This window comes from Psychrobacillus syltrankelensis (assembly GCF_055454035.1).
Map to the genome: position 1 here is coordinate 3,720,082 of NZ_CM144227.1, position 18,170 is coordinate 3,738,251.

Here is an 18,170-nt window from a genome sequence, read left to right on the forward strand (position 1 = left end):
AATAGAAAAACTTTACTACCAGTCAGAAAAAGAATTGCAGAAATACAACGGCAACAGACATCTTGGGCAGAAGAAATGTCTAAACAATGGCAAATTTCTTCTAAAATTATTGATCATTCAATGTTAAGTATAAGTCAAAGGATAGTGGAAACTACCTCACAATTAAGAAACATTCTTATTCCTCACATTGATATCACTCAAATAACTAAACAATGGGATAACATACGCCATGGGATATTAGAAACAGAAGAAGATATTAAAGTTTTTAAGGCTGCAATGGTTGATATGGGATACCCTCCGCATGATGGAATGAATATTAGACAAATGAGGATAATAGCAAAAAGATATATTAATGATAGTAGAGAAGTAGAAGATAGCATTGATGAGATTATGACAAGTTTGTATAGTCCAGAAAAATTGAGAAACATACTTCTCAATTGGGAAAAGTCGAAAATAATTAGTAAACGCCTATCTTTACTACGAAATGCAATTATGGGACATAATTTAGGGATGTATGATTTGGTTGTACCTTCTGTTTTATCTCAAATGGAAGGATTACTAGTAGATATTATTAAAGTTAGAGGTAACGTAACTGGAGAAATTCAAAAGGTTCTACTAAAAAATATACTATTAAATGATATAGAAATGGACTATTCATTCAGTTTTGATTCCTCAATTCATAAATATTATTCAGAAAATATTTTAGTAAACTTTGAACATGGTAAAATTTCAAAATCTGATTTAAGTCGTCATGCTATTTTACATGGTTCACATACTGGATTTGGCAAGCAGACAGCTTCTTTAAAAGTGCTTTTGTTATTTGATTATTTGGTAACAGCATCTAAAAATATTGAAGAGGTAGATATTAAAAAGACTAAAAATGAAGTTGCTAGAATTAGAAAAAGTAGATATAAACGCAAGAAATGAAACAGTGATTTATTAAAGTAATTAAAAAAATTGTAGCAAAACGATATAAAAAAATGATTGGATAGCGTCCTTGAAGAAATAAAATAAATTAACTACTGGAGTAGTCATCAACTAGAATTTGGTGAACTACTTCTTTTGTTTATTTCGATAAAATATTGTTTTCATTTCAATTAGGAAATTGATATTGAATAGGTACTAATTGATTGAAATCCATTCGTTTAAGGCGTTTTACTACTTCATATGAACACTAACTACAAATCGGGCTAGAGGGTTTGTAGAGCAGGATATGAATTATGGGGGGCGGTAGCTAAACATTGAAAGTGAAATTAACTTTTCTAGATAAGCCGTAAGGTCTTCTATTTCCATAGAAGGATAATTATATTACCAACATATTGATAATTGTTTGTTCACAGGGCGGTGTCAATACATTTGAATATGGAGCAGTTTAATACGGTTTCATTTAAATAACGAGATTAAACACTCACAAAACATAAAGTTTTATGAGTGTAATTTTATTATAAATCTAGAGTGAGGTTTTCAGAATGGGAATAGATCTTTTCAATTCTATTTATAGCTTTTTCTATTAAATGTGCATTTGGCGTATGGTTATTATTTTTCAGCCAAGAGATAGTTTCGATATCTAAAGAATTAATTTCTACTTTGTCATTAAATTTTAGCCAATGTGAAACAAATAAAGTTAAAAGTCCCGAATAACTTTCGAATCCGCCTATTAAAGATTTTACTAATAAATAGTCTCTATCCGATATAATTTCTTTTTTCTGTGGGAAATCAATATTCAAAATGTTGATTTGTTTAGGTATACCGAAACCTGAATTTTCGATGGGTTCAAGGTAGAATTCGCTAAGTAGTAAGATAAGATTATTAATTTCCTTCAAAAACGGTCCATTATGTCTAAGTTCGAATTTCATTTTTGGGTTTTTATGATATAAAAAATAACTAATGATGTGTACTTGAACATAAGTTAATAATTGCCCTTGAGTGTTTGTATTATAGTCATTCATAAGTAACAGTAATTTTTTCCGATCTTTAGTTAATCTTGGTTTAGTTTTTGTTTTATCTGCAAATGATGTTTTCTTGTTGCCATTTAAAATAGATGGTTCAAATATTATTACTTTTATATCACTATGATTTTCAAATTTTTTTATTATTAATGGTTTAACAACATCCCAATCTAAATTACCGTTACCACAGCCAAGTGCTGGAATAGCAATCGATTTAATATCGTAGTCACTTAATATATCTATTAGATTATCTAACCCTGCTTCGATATATTCTAATTTTGATGGATGACGCCAGTGTTTTTTTGTAGGGAAGTTGATAATAAATTTAGTTTGATTTGAAGTAGGTAATTGGTAAATAAAACTCTTACCTATTGTTAACTCCTTACTAGTGCATTTTTCTTTGTAGCGTAAAAAATTTTCAGGGAATCGTTTTTTAAATTCCAAAGCAATACCTTTTCCCATTACTCCTACACAATTCACAGTATTCACAATCGCTTCAACTTCATCATATTTATTAAATAGATTACCTTTTTCGAAAAAAATCATATTTTCACACTCCTATTAGATTATTATATGGTATTATTTTGAATATATATATACATTATTTTACAGAGGGAGATGGGAAAAATAGAAATCGTAAAATCGTCTAGGGAATTGCTAGTAAGTCCTCAAGTAATAAGACACTTACCAACAGGGTGTAGTTGGTGGTCTAAATATATATATCATTTTAGTCACGTTACAAACGTGGCAGCTATATTAAATGATGGTTTATTAAGGTCTAGAAAGCAAGTGGAAGATATTAAAAATGAAACTTTAAATGATAATGCTAGTGGTGATGTTATTGATGGCACTGAGGATGAATATAAAGATCATGTTAGATTTTATTTTAGACCATTAACTCCAACACAATATCATAACGAAGGAATACGTGCCCAAAATGAAATTACAGAACTTCGGGCACATTGTCCAATCCCAATTTTTTTATTATTTGATACTGAGATGTTAGATGAACCAAATGTTTTTTTTTCTTATGAAAGTTTAGCTTCTCATTACGATGTTCCATTGCAACAAGGGGTTCATAAGTTAGCTAAAGCACCATTTAAGTATATTTATCACAATTCTAGTACTTATAATTTAGATGGAAATAAAATAAGAAAACATCGTCAAGCGGAAATTGTTGTTAAGGATCAATGTAGCCTAATATATTTAAAGAAAATTGTTTGTAGGACAAAACCAGAATCAGATACCTTAAAGTCATTACTAAATTTATCGGCATATACGCTATTTAGCGATAAAATTTGTGTGATTGGTGATGAAGGTTTTGATACTAAAGATAAAAGTACAATCTTCAATAGTAATTACCTAGAAATTATTGAAGTTCAACAAACAAAGACCGAATTGTATATACTTTTCAATAAACCAGATAGGTCACAGAGAAAAGTTGAGTTGTATTGGTTAAACAGAAATGATGAAGTAATATGTGAATTTGTTAGAGATAATTATAAATTAGGCGGAAAAGGTATAAGTTTTAATTTATTTGATAATTTAAAAACGCATGACTTTGTCAAGCTCCAAATAAAATTAGATGGCACAATAATTTATTGTAATAAATTTAGTATATAACTTCTTGAGCCAATACCCTATATATTTATAAAGTACTATGTATCAAACAATTTAATAATACAGAGGAGTATAGTTGAGAAATTATATAATTATCTAACCAAGTTAGTAAAAGGTTAGACTCTCTTAGCAAACGTAGACGTACCTAAATTCTTCGGTGGTGTTACAAAAGAAGAGCTTGTCCAATTAATTTATTGATCAAAGGGAGAGAGTCTGACGTATATTGGGGTTTTTTTAAAATTTCAAACAGGAATTATGGTCGTTCATTAGAATACAGGACATTGAGAACGAAATCATAACCACAAATTTTATGAGATGATAGATGAAAGAATCAAAGATAAGACAGACGAATTTTTAAATGAAATAAAAAAAGAACTATAATCAAGAGGAACTAAATTAAAAATGTATCTGTACCATCGAATGAAAGAATGATTTCAATTAAATATTTTACATTGTTTAAAGCTGTATAGATTGGGTATTTTAATGTTAATGGATATCAAAGAAGAATAATGTAATATAAAAAAAGAAGGCTTAGTTTTAATCAAAGCCTTCTTTTTATCATTGAAGTAATTGGAGAACAGTTTCAGGTTGCTGATTTGATTGAGCAAGCATAGATTGTGCAGCTTGCATTAATATATTATTTTTAGTGAATGCCATCATTTCTTTTGCCATATCAGTGTCACGAATTCTAGATTCGGCAGATTGGAGATTTTCAGAAGTATTCATAACGGAATTATAGGTATGTTCCAACCGATTTTGGTAAGCTCCAAATTTACCACGTTCTGATGAAACTTTCGCTATTGCTTCATCAATTTTTAAAATTGCTGATTCTGCACCTTGTCTAGTTGAAAGGTCAATAACGCCTATGCCCAATGCAAAAGTTCTTGCATCGGTAAGTTCGACAGTGAAACTATCTCCAGAGTTTGCACCAATTTGCAAATTCAACCTTTTATCAACATCATTATTGAGAACACCATCATTATTTCCCACCGTTAATATAATATTTCCTTGATGCGTATTTCCAGTCCCATTAAAAGGATAAGAAAAATTGCTTAAATCGAAAGTCATTCCATTATATTCAAATGGAGTAATTGGATGATTATCTACCACTGTATAACCGTCTGTATTCATGATATTAAACCTTACGAGTTCTCCATCAACAATATCTACATATAATTGCAACTTAGTGTACAACCGATTATCTAGGTCATCTACAACCTGTTCACCTTGATTTAGTTTTACCATAGCTCCATAACTACCTACGTTAACCCATCCGTCTGAAGCTGTATGACCAGAACCCCCTCCAGTTGCGGAAATAGTAGATTGCGGGGTTGGAGGATTCGAAGAAAATATTGCCGAACCGTCTAACAAGTTAATCCCATTAAAATGAGTGTTATTCGCAATATCATTAATACCCTTCTTAATCTGCTCAACTTCCTTTTGAATTAGTTGTCTGTCTGCATCTGTTAAAGTATCATTAACGGATTGTATTGCCAGTTCTCTTAGTCGTTGAAGGTTCGGGTCTTGAATATTACCCAATCCACTCTCTGCCGTCTGTATAAGTGAAATTCCGTCTTGAACATTTTTTCCAGCCACATCTAAACCACGAATTTGACCACGCATTTTTTCGGAAATAGCAAGACCAGCAGCGTCATCGCCAGCACGATTAATTTTAAATCCAGATGATAATTTTTCGAGATTTTTAGCAGTCTTATCTCTATTAATTTTTAGTTTATTATTTGTATTTAATGATGAAATATTATGTTTAATAATCATTAAAATAACCCCTTTTATATACTCTCTCATTATATCGGTATTGTAGTTGGGTACTTTAGTATATTTTACCAAAAAGTCTAGCGTAATCGCTATGCTCTTTTATTGCTTACTTTTATAGGAAAAAGAATTGTAATTAGTAAATTCTCATGATACTATTGAATTACAAAAAACACGAATAATCGAGTTTTATAATTTTATAGAAATCAATAGTGAATGTGTCTTACGACTACGCAATCGGCATTCGTGCTGTTACTTCTATCGATGGTATAACTTCTGACTGGGCACGTATCCCATGGGATGTACTTGAAAAAGTAAGTATCCGGCTTGTAAACGAAGTACCTCATATCAACCGCGTAGTGTATGACATTACGAGTAAACCACCAGCAACGATTGAGTGGGAATAATATTTGATGAATTTTTAATGAGAATCTTAATAAAGGATTCTCTTTTTATTTTGCAACTATATGTTATATACTAGTATTAGAAGGTCTTTGAACCAAGTTCGTAAGTATATAATACTACCTAGCGAGTAAAACCGTAAAATAAATAAGTATGGAAATGGCTCAAACGCTTATGGTTCTAAGTGTCGGCATAATGCTACGCGAATCCTAAATAGGCAAGATACACGCGTAGAAGCTTAAGTGTTAGAGTTTCTGGACGCGGGTTCAAATTCCGCCGTCTCCATATTACGAAATCATATGATTTCATACAGTGTCAAAACCCTTGAATATCAAGGGTTTTTTCTTTTTGTCTATATCATTTAGTTTCATACAATATCAAATGAACGTAGTCAAAAACATTACATGTTCAAATAGCTTGAGAACTTTAAAATAGCTTCTTCTTTCGCTTTCTGGGTAACGTGTGTGTAAATGTCCATAGTTGTTTTTACATCAGAATGACCTAAACGAACCTGAACTTCTTTTAAGCTAGCCCCCGCTTCAAATAGTAAAGAACAGTGTGTATGACGCAAACCATGTGTTGTGATTGTGCCAAGCTTATATTTGTCTTGAACATGTAAAATCCACTTACCCCTTAAGATTTCACTATAATAACCCCGTCACGCCCGCGAGTTAGCAGCACGCGATAAGCATTGAGCTTCATTTGAATTGGATTTTCAGCTTGGCGATTCAGTGCGTATTGATTAAACTGCCAGCCGTTTTGTCCCCATGTTAAATCATCGCCCCAGACGACAATGGCCATATCTAATTCTAAACCTTGTGAGTGGAATTCAGTCACCGCATATTGTAAATTTTTACAGTAGTACTGTGAGCTTGGATCGTTGTAATAAGCAATATGTGGCTTGATTCGATCACGCGGTTGCGAAAAGGGAATTTGCTGTACTGCACGATTTTTTGAAGAGGTCACAAGTCCGTATGTTTTATTGGAGTCTTGATACACTTCTCTTACATAGCGCTTTGCTTCATTCAGCGAAGTCATGCGTTTTAAAATAAATCGCTCTTTTTGAAGTTGCTGTTCAATCGAGCGGTAAGTCGCTTGATCTCCTGCTAAAAATGTTTCTACCCATTTGAAATACTGTAAAGCGTTATGGGTACGTAGTGAGGTATTCAAATGTAATTGGGAATTTCCATAATATTGTATTGCATTAGGAAATGCTTCCGGATTGTGTTTGGCGTGGACAGTAAAGTTTTGTCCAGCAATCGCATCATTCCATAAACGAATGCCTTGCTCTTCACCAGTATGAATCTCTTGCCCCTCACCTATTAAACCAATTACTACAGACCAAGGCTTTTGTTTCGCAATTTGAATCATCACATCCGGCTCGCTAAAAGGACCTTTCATTTTTATAGCGTCCCATGCTCTTTGGGCCTCATCGAAAATTAAGACGTGTTCATTTAATGGCAAGCCGTTTTTAAAATCACCTTTGTAATTGCGCAAAGCTTGTACAAAGGTGGTCGTTTTTAGTGCATCTTGTAATACATCAACTAAAGGAGCGTTTCCTGATAAATAAACAGCGCTTGGTGATTCATAGGCAAGTGTCAGGCCAACAAACGTTTTGCCGGCACCAGGAACGCCAGAAATTAATACTAAATGATGTGAATTCGTTTGCTGTGCTTGCTGGATAATGGCGTGGACATTATGAATAACCGCATCAAAATTGCTGCTTTTAATATTACGAATTTCTTCAAGTGGCTTATTGTGAAAAATATACCGCGCGGATTCAATGATCGACGGTAATGGTTGATAAACACCTTGTAAAAATTCTTCTGGTGTCACACAAATTCCTTCATGATTAAATTTCTGAATCACCGTAGACAAGTGATTATTGGGTACTAAATAAATTTGATATTTAAAATCTGGCTTTATATCAGTATTAGCATTTGTTGTATAAACAATCGTGCCACGAACATTTAAATCATAACCTTGAACCGCAGAGTGATATTCAGTTAAATCACGTACATAAAGAGAAGCTTGATGTTTTTCAGCATCACTAATTGCATCATAGCCTTTAAACTCTAATACAAGTAATTCACCAGGAAGTAGCATTAGCACATCGGGACGACGACCACCGCTGCGGGGGATCTCATATTCAAAAATGACATAGCCATTTACATCTTGAAACGTCTGTAATTGTTGCTTTAAATCTTGAATAGAATTTTGCCAGGCTCGGATTTGTGAGAGAGTGCTTGATTCTTTTGGGTGCAACAGTGCTTCTGCATAAGTTTGTTTATAGATTGCTGAACATAGTGTATTTAATAAATCTCCAGGTTCGAGGTTCAAAAATTGACGAATACTACCATACCACATAGAAATCACCTCTACTATATATTTGGCAGAAATCCTATACTGCTAGAATGTAAATATGGACTTTTCTTTATATTATAGCCCAATATTTCCCACTATAGTACAATGGATTTAATAACAAGAACGAGATAAATTTGGGGGCTATTCTATGTCGATGACACGTGCATTAGCAATAAATGACGTAGTAAATAATCAGCAGCTATGCGAGGTTTTTTTATGTGCGCCGCAGGGAGGCATGCGTAAGTCGAATCGTACTAATACGTTGACGCTTATTTCAGATAAGACGAAGCTTTATGATGACCGGGTTGATGGGGATATTTATCATTACACAGGTATGGGACAGAGTGGGGATCAAAAAATGGCTGGTCAGAATTTAACCTTAGCTGAATCAGATCGTAATGCCGTTGAGATTCATTTTTTTGAAGTAAAGAGGCCAAGAGAATATACATATCTAGGTCAAGTCGAGCTTGCGGGTGAGCCATATCAGGATCGTCAAAAGGATCAAGATGGCAGACAGCGTCTTGTTTGGATTTTTCCGCTGCGATTAAAGACAAGTGATGCGAAGTTTACAAAACTACCATCCGCAACGAATGATATGCATGAGCTGCAAGAAGAAATTGAAGAAATTCAACAAGTTGAAAATCTGCCAATAACACAAACTGAAAAAGAACGTTTGATCAAAGCACGCATTGGCCAAGGGAAATTTAAAAAGTTACTGATTAAACGGGAATGCAAATGTGCATTATGCGGTGTAACAGATTCACGTATTTTGATTGCAAGTCATATTAAACCATGGAGCGCATCTACAAATGAGGAACGACTTGATGTGAATAATGGATTATTACTTTGCCCGAATCATGATGCGTTGTTTGATAAACAGTTGATTTCGTTTGATTTGCAGGGGAAAATTTCTATATCGCAAACATTAGATGAAACAGCTCGAATATTTATGAATGTAAATGAGGGGTTGCGTGTTGAGTTAACTGAAAAGCAGTTGGTTTATATGGAGGATCATCATCAAAGTTTAATTTAATGAAGTTACAAAAATACAATGAATATAAGTAGGTGCTTAAAATGAATTTAACCGTAAACCAAGCAGTTTGGTTAGCCGCAGCTATGATGACTTATGAACGATTTAAAAATAATGAAGTAAAATCGATGGCAGATATAGCACTTGTACAAGCAGATATTAAAAAGAGAGCGCAAAGTTTAACAGATAATAATGTGGAGAGTGCTAGAATTTCTCAGCATTTTAATGGGGATCATCAAAGTAATACTCAAAATTTTTTTAGAACTATGAATGAAAATAACAGAAGGCTTAGTTACCCAGGTGAGTTCAATGAAATAAAAGAAAGACCGGATTTAAATTTACAAGATTCATTGATATTATCTAGTGGCGAACAAATCACAGTAGACCAGTTAGTTAATTTCGTTGAAACTGAATACCGTACTTTCTTTGATAATAAAGAGTCGGCTGTTCTTGGCACTGAAATTGATTTCCAAAAAATAATAACGCATCTAAATACTAATGCAAATCATGACTATAAAAACCCACATCAATTAGATGAAAAAGAAAAGCAGATTTATTTATCCATCCGGGAAAGTGGAAGCACAGCAGTCAATGAACTAAACAAATTAGCAGATAGTTTTGCGGCTAAGTATGGCTTGAAAAATAGCAATAAATCGAAATGGCTTACTGGTGGAAATGACGTTGTTCGAAGATACTTATGGAATCAGCTGAAATATGAAGAATATGAGAATATATTAACGAGTATTTCAATTTTTGCAGAGAAAAATACTGAAGAAGTACAACTTAGAATATCGATTGAATTAGATGAAAAAAAGGCAAAGCAACCGGACTTTGATCGTCATCATAAAATTTTAACTAAGCCATTAATTCAAGAAGATCAATATTGTTACTACATAAAAATGAATAAAAGCCGAGATTCTGAAGTTTCGTATGAAACACCAGCTGAGATCCAAACGAAAATTCAAGATGGCGAATATAAAAAGGTACAAATGGTGTATCACCTGACAAATGAAGAAATTCGATTACAATCGTTAACTAATGAAATGATCTATCAGAAATTAGATACCGCGTTTGGAAATTTAATAGCATACTACAATTTAGTCGTAGACAAAGTTAAAAGTAATAAACCGGATTTGGAGGTAGTTACTATGTTCGATAAAAATATGATTCTATACGGCCCTCCAGGCACAGGGAAAACGTATAATACGGCAATTTACGCTGTAGCTATTATTGAAAAAAATTCCATCGAATCTTTATTGAGAGAAGATTATCAAACTATTTTAAAGCGCTATAACGACTATAAAAAAGCAGGACAAATTAATTTTACAACATTCCACCAATCGTTTGGTTATGAGGAATTTATTGAAGGGATCAAGCCCTCTTTAGATGAAGATCAAGACGAACAACTTCAGTATAAGATTGAATCGGGTATTTTTAAGGCTTTTTGTGAGAACGCACAGCAGCTTAAAGTTACAAATAATAACGAAGCACTAGAGATTGACGCGCGTGTGTGGAAAGTATCACTAAAAGGAAGTGGTATGAATGAGATAAAGGAAGATTGTTTTGAAAATAATCGCATTCGCATTGGGTGGGATCGTTTTGGTGAAGATTTAACAGAAGGCGAAAAAGGTCCGTCAGGTATCGTCAAAGGTAATTTGAATCGTTTTTATGATGACATGAGTATTGGAGACATTGTATTTTCATTGGCTGACCAAAAGCATATTGATGCAATTGGCGTTGTTACAGGTGAGCCTGAGTGGTTAGGTGATGAAGAATCCTACAAGCGCAGTCGTTCTGTTAAATGGATTTCTAAAAATATTCATGAATATGTGTATGATTTAAACGGCAAGAAAAACTTAACGCAACGAACTGTTTATGAATTGAAAAGAATGTCTAGTGATAGTGTCAACGAGCTCTTGTTAAGGCATTCTCAAGACGAACAAATCACAGTGGAAGAAAACAATAGAAACTATGTCTTTATCATCGACGAAATCAACAGAGGTAATATCTCGAAAATTTTAGGTGAACTCATTACATTAATTGAAACGACGAAACGCCTTGGAGCTCCAGAGGAAATAAAAGTTCGTTTGCCGTATTCAAAAGAAGAATTCGGCGTGCCACAAAATGTCTACTTATTAGGGACAATGAACACGGCTGATCGCTCGATTGCGATGATGGATACGGCATTAAGAAGACGTTTCCGTTTTATCGAAATGATGCCAGATGTGCAACTTCTAAAAGAAATTAAAGTCGGGAATATCGATATTCAAAAAATGGTCTACTCAATTAACAAACGGATCGAAGTCCTATACGATCGTGAACACACTATTGGCCATGCTTACTTCATGTCATTAAAAAATGAACCGACGATTGAAAACCTAGAGAATATTTTTAAGAACGCGATTATCCCGCTTCTGCAAGAATACTTCTATGAGGATTACAGCAAAATTCAATTAGTCCTTGGAGATAATGCAAAAGCAGAAGATTTAAAGTTTATTTTAGATACACCAGTAAAAATGAATACTGTATTTAAAGCTAATCCTGACATCGATATCCCTGATACTAAGTTTACTATTCAATTAGCAGCTTTTAAAAAGCATGCTAGTTATATTGAAATTTACGAGTAAGTCATATGAAGAGAAAATTAGTTGAGTTAAGGGAATATGATGTCATCACAAGCAATCAAGAAACGAGTAAAGAGCTAGGGGCAGTCTATTTAGACAAGGCTTCGTTTAGTCAGTTAGAAAACCTAATTTTAACCTTCAACGAATCAAATGGAGCGGATGCGATTGATTTTTTGTCGATCTCATCGAAAAGAAATGTCGGTAAAATAATTCGAGCAAAAAACTATGTTGGTGTGCTTCAACTAAATAATGGTGTTCAGCTGCAAATACTCCCGAAAATACACGGTGGAACACAGGATGATTCGAAAAAGACATTTTTGAAAATGTTAAAGACACTAAGGGATTTTCCAAGCAAGACGTTTAATGAATCAAATTTAAATACAGAAAAAATGCCGATCTTTGAGATATTTATTCGATTGTATATACAGGAAGTGCAGCATCTTATTAAACGGGGATTGAAGTCAGCTTATTATGAAGTGGAAGACAATCTCAAAGTGTTTAAAGGGAAGATGAATTTCTCACAGCAAATTAAACATAATACAGTGCATAAGGAACGGTTCTATGTACAGTATGATGAATTTGGTTTGAACCGACCAGAAAATCGTTTGATAAAATCAACACTAGTAAAGCTAGCGAAAGAATCTGAGAGTGCAGAAAATATGAAAGAATTGCGAAAGCTACTAGCGAATTTTGAATTAGTTGAGCTATCGCATTTTATTGAAAAGGATTTCGGACAAGTGAAAATCGATCGAAATTCAAAGGACTATGAGACTGTTTTAAAGTGGTCTAAGATTTTTCTACGAAATCAAAGTTTTACAACGTTTGTTGGTACTTCATTTGTACAAGCGCTTTTATTTCCAATGGATCGATTGTTTGAGGATTATGTTGGGCGGAATTTGAGAAGACTGATTCAACAGAAGGAATGGTCAATTTCTTTGCAAGATCGACAGTATCATTTATTTGAGAAACAATTTGCAATAAGGCCAGATATCGTTTTACGAAAGGGAGTGGAACAACGAACTATCATTATTGATACGAAGTGGAAGATGTTAAAAAACACACCAAGTAGCAATTACGGAATTTCTCAGGTAGATATGTATCAAATGTATGCGTATGCGAAGAAATATGCAACCAATGAGGTTTGGCTTCTTTATCCGATTAACGATGAGTTTAAAGGGAATGAGGAAATCTATTTTACCAGTGATGATGGTGTGCAGGTGAAGGTGTTTTTTGTAGATTGTCATCGGATTGAGCTCAGTTTGAATGAATTTATAGTGAAATGTGAATTTCAAATATGAAAGAGAGCCCGATTATTAAGGCTCTCTTTCACCATTTTATGAGCAACTTTGGCAGCAAAATAAATTTAATTCTTCATTCATCGAAAAATCTTCAAGTGTTTCATACAGAGTGCATTTTGGACAGACTGCAACTAATGTTTTGTCTATATAGTCGCTAGCATCTTGCTCTAAATCATAGTTACTTAAAAACAAAATACTTTCGTAGTATATTCTTTCTAATAGAAAATCTGTTTCGTTCGTGGCATGATAACTTTCATAAAAAATAGTGTTTGTAGTACTATGATCTATAATAAAATTTCTGAAATACAAAATCTCAAAATAAGAATTCACTTCTTTTAATTGTTTTTCTAACTTAGTAGCAAAAATTGTTAAAACTTCCATATTAATTCCCTCATTCACTAGATAATGCCATTGAATTCGGACAGCTTGCTGTATATCCAAATGTGAGTTATCAACAAAGTAATCCCAAGTATCATCATAGAGCTCTTCAAATTTAGGTAACAATGCAACGATAAATTCCTCGTATTCTGATTCAGGATCCTTCAGTAAAAATTCGCCCATTTGAACAAAGATCTGTGAAATTTCATCTTTTAATTCATCACGCATTTCAACGTTTTCAATTTGATGAAACGTTTCTTTGAGCTCACGATAAATTTCTACATAATTAACATAATCAAAGGCACCATTTTCATCTAGGACACCATCAGGCATACATTTTTGAGAACAATATGGACCACGGTTATCATGTGCATAAAACGGTTCCTTCCAGAAAGACTTATTACATGTCTGGCATTTCCCATTATCAATCACGACTTCCTCAGATATATAAAGTTGTTTTAGTTTTGGGATATTTTCTTTTAGTATATTCAATTTAAATGATGGCTGCCTTTCATTATTGCGACGGATATCCATATCTAGTGGAGAAAGAACACCAAGCAATTTTTCAGTCAGTTTTTCAAATAGTTCTGGATCATCGCATAAATCAAACCATTTGTTTAATCTAGTCGTTGTTTCTCCACCATTTAAATTAGATGCATTTTTGTGCTTATGAATCGTGATATCTTCATACCCAATATAACGACTTGGGCCAAAAAGATCTAATTCCATTATGTAATACCATTGTTGTACACCATTCGTTTTAAGTGTCATTTCTCCATTTTGTAATTCTAGATTATATCGTTTTATATTTTGCTTTACTTGAACGAGGTCGGTTACTAAGTTTAAATATCCCATGTCTTTATCACTCCTGAGATGATTAATATATTAATTGAATATATTTACCTTATTGTAAGTTGGTCTGATAATAAAGAAATTAATTAAAGAGAAAGCAGACACATATTGAAGCTTGTAAATTATATAAATACAAAATTAAAAGCTATGAGAATTCATAGCCTCTTCAGAGAATTAATTAATTTTTTGAAGTTTAAATAGGACTATTAAATCGGCAAAACAATAATTAAAAATACTGAACTAATCCATCAAACTCACGGCAATTATTTATACAAGTAAAACTCCTAGAATCAGAAAAGGTATTAACTCTTGTAAGTGCAATAAAAAGTGCATTTCTAATTTCCTGTAGTTGATTCTTGTCATTTTGCATTCCTTCTAATAATAAAATTATATGTGAACTTTCCCAACCTTTATAACTGTGATAGCTGCATACTTTTAAACGTCCTTTGCCAGGTTGAAACTTCCATTTTTCATTACGACGAAGATGTTGATCACGTTGACCACTTAAGTCATATACATGTGAAATTGCATATGGCATATTTCTAAAAGCATTAACCATTTCAATACCTGTATTTTCATTCATTGTTATGATCGTAATATCTTCAATAGTACTAGTTCCTTCTAACAATATTTCTGTTATTTTTTGTTGTATTATGGGATATCGATTCTCAAATTGATGCACATTTATCCATTGGATTTTAGTAAATAGATCTCCTTGAGAATTATTAATTTCAATTTTATTTTCGATTCCAAATACATGGTTTAAACGTTCAATTTGGTGAATGATACTTTCAGGTAGTCTATGTGTAACTGATAGATGACCAACTTGTCCTCTGAAGCCTATTCCCTCAATTTCAGAAGGGTTTGTTATCCAGACCCCTTGATCTTCATATATACTTTGAGCTCTATCATACATTACTAAAATTTCCCCATCGGAAGTAAAAAAATTCTTCAAAAACATAATCCATGGGCCACTAAAGTCTTGTCCTTCATCAATCAGGATACAATCATACTTGAGATGAAACGGATGATGAATTCTGATTCTATTTATGATTTGATCCATTGCTTGATTTGTATATTGCTCAATGACTGACTTATGAACCTGTATACCTAACTCAGTCATTAAGATTTTCAAAAAGCCGTGAAAATGAGAGATGGTCAAATGACTTTTTAATAGTTTTCTATTACCTGCTCCGAACTGTTGGCTACACAAATCTCGAATATAATGTCTAAGTGTGATATTGAACGTTAAAATTAAAACACGATGTCCTTCTTTAATAGCTTCAGTGGCTTTAGTAGCTATTATTAAAGTTTTACCAGACCCAGCTACACCGCCCCATCGTCGTATACTTCCTTCTTTTATTGAAACTAAATTATTTTGTTCTTTTGTTAATTTAATGGGGTCTTTTCTTCCACGTGCATAGTCACTCGGACGTAAGATAGCCTCTAGACTATCTACTAATTTTTGCATTGATTGATAACGATCTCTTGCAAAATTAGAACTCTCATAAAATAAACATGCTGGGAACCTTCTATCATCCCTGTTTCCTCTAGTACAAAGTTCAATTAAATCTGCCTGACTCCAGATGAGAGATTTTCTTGGATCAGGATTATTGCAAAATTCAAGAGCTTGCTGTCTATTTGCATTATGAAAATAGACAATAGGTGTAATCATTCCTAAAGCTCTACTAGAATAATGCTCAGTTACTTCGATATATGAATCGAGTTCATATTTTGAAATGAGATCTTTGTATGATGTTACTTGTTTCACAGGGTTATCGGTAAAGTATTTTCCATTCGAACCTAATATTTGAGCATTATTTAAATATTGAGGGGGATTTAAATGCCAATCTTTTACTTCAATGATTAGTATCCCTTTTTCGCGATGAACTAAAATGAAATCAGGATGCATAGAGTTAATGATTGGTTGCTCATATAACGTCCAACCATCAAAAAGAGTTGAGGAACAAATTATTTCTTTTAAATAATTTTCCCCTGTTGTAATCGGTTCTCTTGAATTAGGATTTTCGATTATAGTGACACCCTTTTTAGTGAGCAATTTAGTTCACTCCTTCGAGATCATATATAGGTTTATTTTAATATAAAGTGGTATATATAGGAACTGATATTGTGAAATGTTAACTGATAGTTAAAATACAGGTGGCAGATTTCATGGGGGACACAATATCTAGCTTAAATGAGATTTTTACGCAACCAAACATGAGAGAGCAGGAATTCTATGCATTCGTTTTAGACAAAAACAGAAAGTATATCTTATAGATTACTTTAAATTAAGCTTTTATATTAGTATTCTTATTTAGATTTGAGTAATAGTACTTTTTTCTTTATAGTAAATCCTTCTGCATATTTAACCACCAGTTATAACTTTTGATTCAATAGGATTACGTTCGTGTTAACCAGCTATCCTGGGTTAGAAACATTCTTGTTAATTCAAACAAACGTGACTGTTATGTCTTTCGTGTTTGTTTCTGACACAGCGAACAAAGACAAATGAAAAAAGAAATGAGTTGCAAGAGCAGTGCAAACAGCTTATCGAAGATCAAAGACTGTTGGGCTCGTTTTATGACGAAGCGGAGCGAAAATTTAAAGAAGTGATAGCGGAAAGACAATAAAGAAGATTGTGGAGAACTAATTAAGAGCAACTTCGAATTGAAGTGCTCCTTTTTTAATCAATGAAGTTATGTATTCTTATTCATAATGAACTACAACTTAGTTAATAAGATAAATTTTGGTGTCGGAGTATTTTGAAAGTATGTACGGATATTTTCCCTACTTTGTTTCTTTAACACATAGTCTGGTAATTGATTTTCATATTTAATTACATCTTCATAATTCGGACGCTTATAACTAGCATTCTTATAACCCGAACCATTTATAAAGTTATTTATTTTACGATTATCGCAAAACCATGAATTCATTTCATATAAAGCTTTATTTTTTTGTAAGTATATAGGATCTTTGTATTGCGTAGTAATACTTTTTATATATTTAATATCCTCTGCAAATGAAAAAGTCCATGAATTCTTAATAGTTTTACCTACAAAGTTATAGAAACAATATAATGGAATCATTTTTTTTTTCTTTGAATAGTGTATTAGGCGATCAATCTGTGGAGTGTGTCCTCCAATTTTATGATCTATTTTATCGTATTCAATGCTATCCTTATACCGTTTTTTTGCTTGGATGTTTAATCCAATATAATATTTTGGGTAGATTTCTATCCACCATTCTATATCTGCTCCTGTTGTCGCTTCGCTTGTTGAATGTACTAATGTAGTATCACTACAATTTTTTTGAATCTGATAAACAATTTCTTCAGTTAATGATGGTTCATTATATTTACCACCAGATTTATAATAATCCATTCTCTTTTTAATTATTTTTTCAAGTTTCAATACATTTTTACATGTACATAAAGTCATAAAATATCCTCCTATCAATATTAATTAAGTAAATAATATCATTATTGAATAGAGTATAGTAGTATGGTCACAACTTGGCTAAGTTATTATAGTTAGCGTCAAACTTTCTATAATCAAGAATTTAAGCAAACAGTAGTTGAGTTTTATTCACAGGTACACCAGTCAGTCAATTATCTTGCGAATATTATTTCTGAAGTGACTATTTATAATTAAGTAGAAAGATAGGTAAGTCCGTGTATTGAAATTCTGTTGTGCTTTAAGCTTAAGTTTTGTAATAAATCGGTAAATTTGGATACTTAATATATTGAGCAATCTTTTTCTACCGTTTATCTCTCATAGAACAGTCATTTCTTTTTGTCGTTCAACCCCTCCAGCAAAAATAACACCGACTTTTGAAGATATTGAATGCTATAATTAACTTTGAATAATTTAGTTTA

Annotated in this window: 11 protein-coding genes and 2 pseudogenes; 6 read left to right on the forward strand and 7 right to left on the reverse strand. The window is 32.7% G+C overall.

The genetic code is table 11. The annotated features are described in order from the left end of the window. Nucleotides 1-75 precede the first annotated feature (75 nt). Entirely contained in the window at nt 76-927 is an 852-nt protein-coding gene (locus ACTSKG_RS18420; RefSeq protein WP_464755977.1) for a hypothetical protein, read from the forward strand. A gap of 515 nt (nt 928-1,442) precedes the next feature. Here ACTSKG_RS18420 and darG read toward each other — a convergent pair. Further along, a complete protein-coding gene (gene darG / locus ACTSKG_RS18425) occupies nt 1,443-2,495 on the reverse strand; it encodes a type II toxin-antitoxin system antitoxin DNA ADP-ribosyl glycohydrolase DarG (RefSeq protein WP_464755978.1) in 1,053 nt (350 codons plus the stop codon). Nucleotides 2,496-2,567: 72 nt separating this feature from the next. On the opposite strand from darG, the gene ACTSKG_RS18430 reads away from it, so the two are divergent. Then, a complete protein-coding gene (locus ACTSKG_RS18430) occupies nt 2,568-3,572 on the forward strand; it encodes a DarT ssDNA thymidine ADP-ribosyltransferase family protein (protein WP_464755979.1) in 1,005 nt (334 codons plus the stop codon). 555 nt (nt 3,573-4,127) lie between these two features. Here ACTSKG_RS18430 and ACTSKG_RS18435 read toward each other — a convergent pair. Beyond that, complete coding sequence (locus ACTSKG_RS18435; RefSeq protein ID WP_464755980.1) at nt 4,128-5,345, reverse strand: flagellin N-terminal helical domain-containing protein; 1,218 nt, start codon at nt 5,343-5,345, stop codon at nt 4,128-4,130. A gap of 218 nt (nt 5,346-5,563) precedes the next feature. Here ACTSKG_RS18435 and ACTSKG_RS18440 point away from each other — a divergent pair. Continuing rightward, a pseudogene (locus ACTSKG_RS18440) lies at nt 5,564-5,749 on the forward strand (GMP synthase (glutamine-hydrolyzing)); the annotation flags it as partial. A gap of 395 nt (nt 5,750-6,144) precedes the next feature. On the opposite strand, the pseudogene ACTSKG_RS18445 reads toward ACTSKG_RS18440, so the two are convergent. Both ACTSKG_RS18445 and ACTSKG_RS18450 read right to left on the reverse strand, forming a co-directional pair. Continuing rightward, a pseudogene (locus ACTSKG_RS18445) lies at nt 6,145-6,372 on the reverse strand (tyrosine-type recombinase/integrase); the annotation flags it as partial. Nucleotides 6,373-6,377: 5 nt separating this feature from the next. Beyond that, nucleotides 6,378-8,111 carry a DNA/RNA helicase domain-containing protein gene (locus tag ACTSKG_RS18450; protein ID WP_464755981.1) on the reverse strand — a complete coding sequence of 578 codons (1,734 nt, stop codon included), beginning with the start codon at nt 8,109-8,111 and terminating at the stop codon, nt 6,378-6,380. Between the two features lie 145 nt (nt 8,112-8,256). Between ACTSKG_RS18450 and ACTSKG_RS18455 the strand changes: the two genes are divergently transcribed. From ACTSKG_RS18455 to ACTSKG_RS18465, 3 genes are read left to right on the forward strand one after another with little or no spacing between them, the layout of a single operon-like run. Next, a complete protein-coding gene (locus ACTSKG_RS18455) occupies nt 8,257-9,141 on the forward strand; it encodes an HNH endonuclease (RefSeq protein WP_464755982.1) in 885 nt (294 codons plus the stop codon). Between the two features lie 41 nt (nt 9,142-9,182). Further along, a complete protein-coding gene (locus ACTSKG_RS18460; RefSeq protein WP_464755983.1) occupies nt 9,183-11,765 on the forward strand; it encodes an AAA family ATPase in 2,583 nt (860 codons plus the stop codon). A gap of 5 nt (nt 11,766-11,770) precedes the next feature. Beyond that, entirely contained in the window at nt 11,771-13,060 is a 1,290-nt protein-coding gene (locus ACTSKG_RS18465) for an McrC family protein (protein WP_464755984.1), read from the forward strand. Between the two features lie 36 nt (nt 13,061-13,096). Here the strand turns inward: ACTSKG_RS18465 and ACTSKG_RS18470 are convergent, their stop codons facing one another. The 3 genes from ACTSKG_RS18470 to ACTSKG_RS18480 all read right to left on the reverse strand — a co-directional run bounded on the left by ACTSKG_RS18470 (nt 13,097) and on the right by ACTSKG_RS18480 (nt 17,733). Then, nucleotides 13,097-14,293 carry a hypothetical protein gene (locus tag ACTSKG_RS18470; protein ID WP_464755985.1) on the reverse strand — a complete coding sequence of 399 codons (1,197 nt, stop codon included), beginning with the start codon at nt 14,291-14,293 and terminating at the stop codon, nt 13,097-13,099. Nucleotides 14,294-14,516: 223 nt separating this feature from the next. Further along, a complete protein-coding gene (locus ACTSKG_RS18475; RefSeq protein WP_464755986.1) occupies nt 14,517-16,349 on the reverse strand; it encodes a nuclease-related domain-containing DEAD/DEAH box helicase in 1,833 nt (610 codons plus the stop codon). 664 nt (nt 16,350-17,013) lie between these two features. After that, the gene (locus tag ACTSKG_RS18480; RefSeq protein WP_464755987.1) at nt 17,014-17,733 is read right to left on the reverse strand and encodes a DUF6615 family protein; all 720 of its coding nucleotides are present in this window, start codon (nt 17,731-17,733) and stop codon (nt 17,014-17,016) included. Between the last annotated feature and the right edge of the window lie 437 nt (nt 17,734-18,170).

Excerpts from the sequence above, each read along its gene's own strand:
- ACTSKG_RS18420 (WP_464755977.1), top strand. The coding sequence starts at position 76 with ATGTCTAAACAATGGCAAATTTCTTCTAAAATTATTGATCATTCAATG.
- darG (WP_464755978.1), bottom strand. The coding sequence starts at position 2,495 with ATGATTTTTTTCGAAAAAGGTAATCTATTTAATAAATATGATGAAGTT.
- ACTSKG_RS18430 (WP_464755979.1), top strand. The coding sequence starts at position 2,568 with ATGGGAAAAATAGAAATCGTAAAATCGTCTAGGGAATTGCTAGTAAGT.
- ACTSKG_RS18435 (WP_464755980.1), bottom strand. The coding sequence starts at position 5,345 with ATGATTATTAAACATAATATTTCATCATTAAATACAAATAATAAACTA.
- ACTSKG_RS18450 (WP_464755981.1), bottom strand. The coding sequence starts at position 8,111 with ATGTGGTATGGTAGTATTCGTCAATTTTTGAACCTCGAACCTGGAGAT.
- ACTSKG_RS18455 (WP_464755982.1), top strand. The coding sequence starts at position 8,257 with ATGTCGATGACACGTGCATTAGCAATAAATGACGTAGTAAATAATCAG.
- ACTSKG_RS18460 (WP_464755983.1), top strand. The coding sequence starts at position 9,183 with ATGAATTTAACCGTAAACCAAGCAGTTTGGTTAGCCGCAGCTATGATG.
- ACTSKG_RS18465 (WP_464755984.1), top strand. The coding sequence starts at position 11,771 with ATGAAGAGAAAATTAGTTGAGTTAAGGGAATATGATGTCATCACAAGC.
- ACTSKG_RS18470 (WP_464755985.1), bottom strand. The coding sequence starts at position 14,293 with ATGGGATATTTAAACTTAGTAACCGACCTCGTTCAAGTAAAGCAAAAT.
- ACTSKG_RS18480 (WP_464755987.1), bottom strand. The coding sequence starts at position 17,733 with ATGACTTTATGTACATGTAAAAATGTATTGAAACTTGAAAAAATAATT.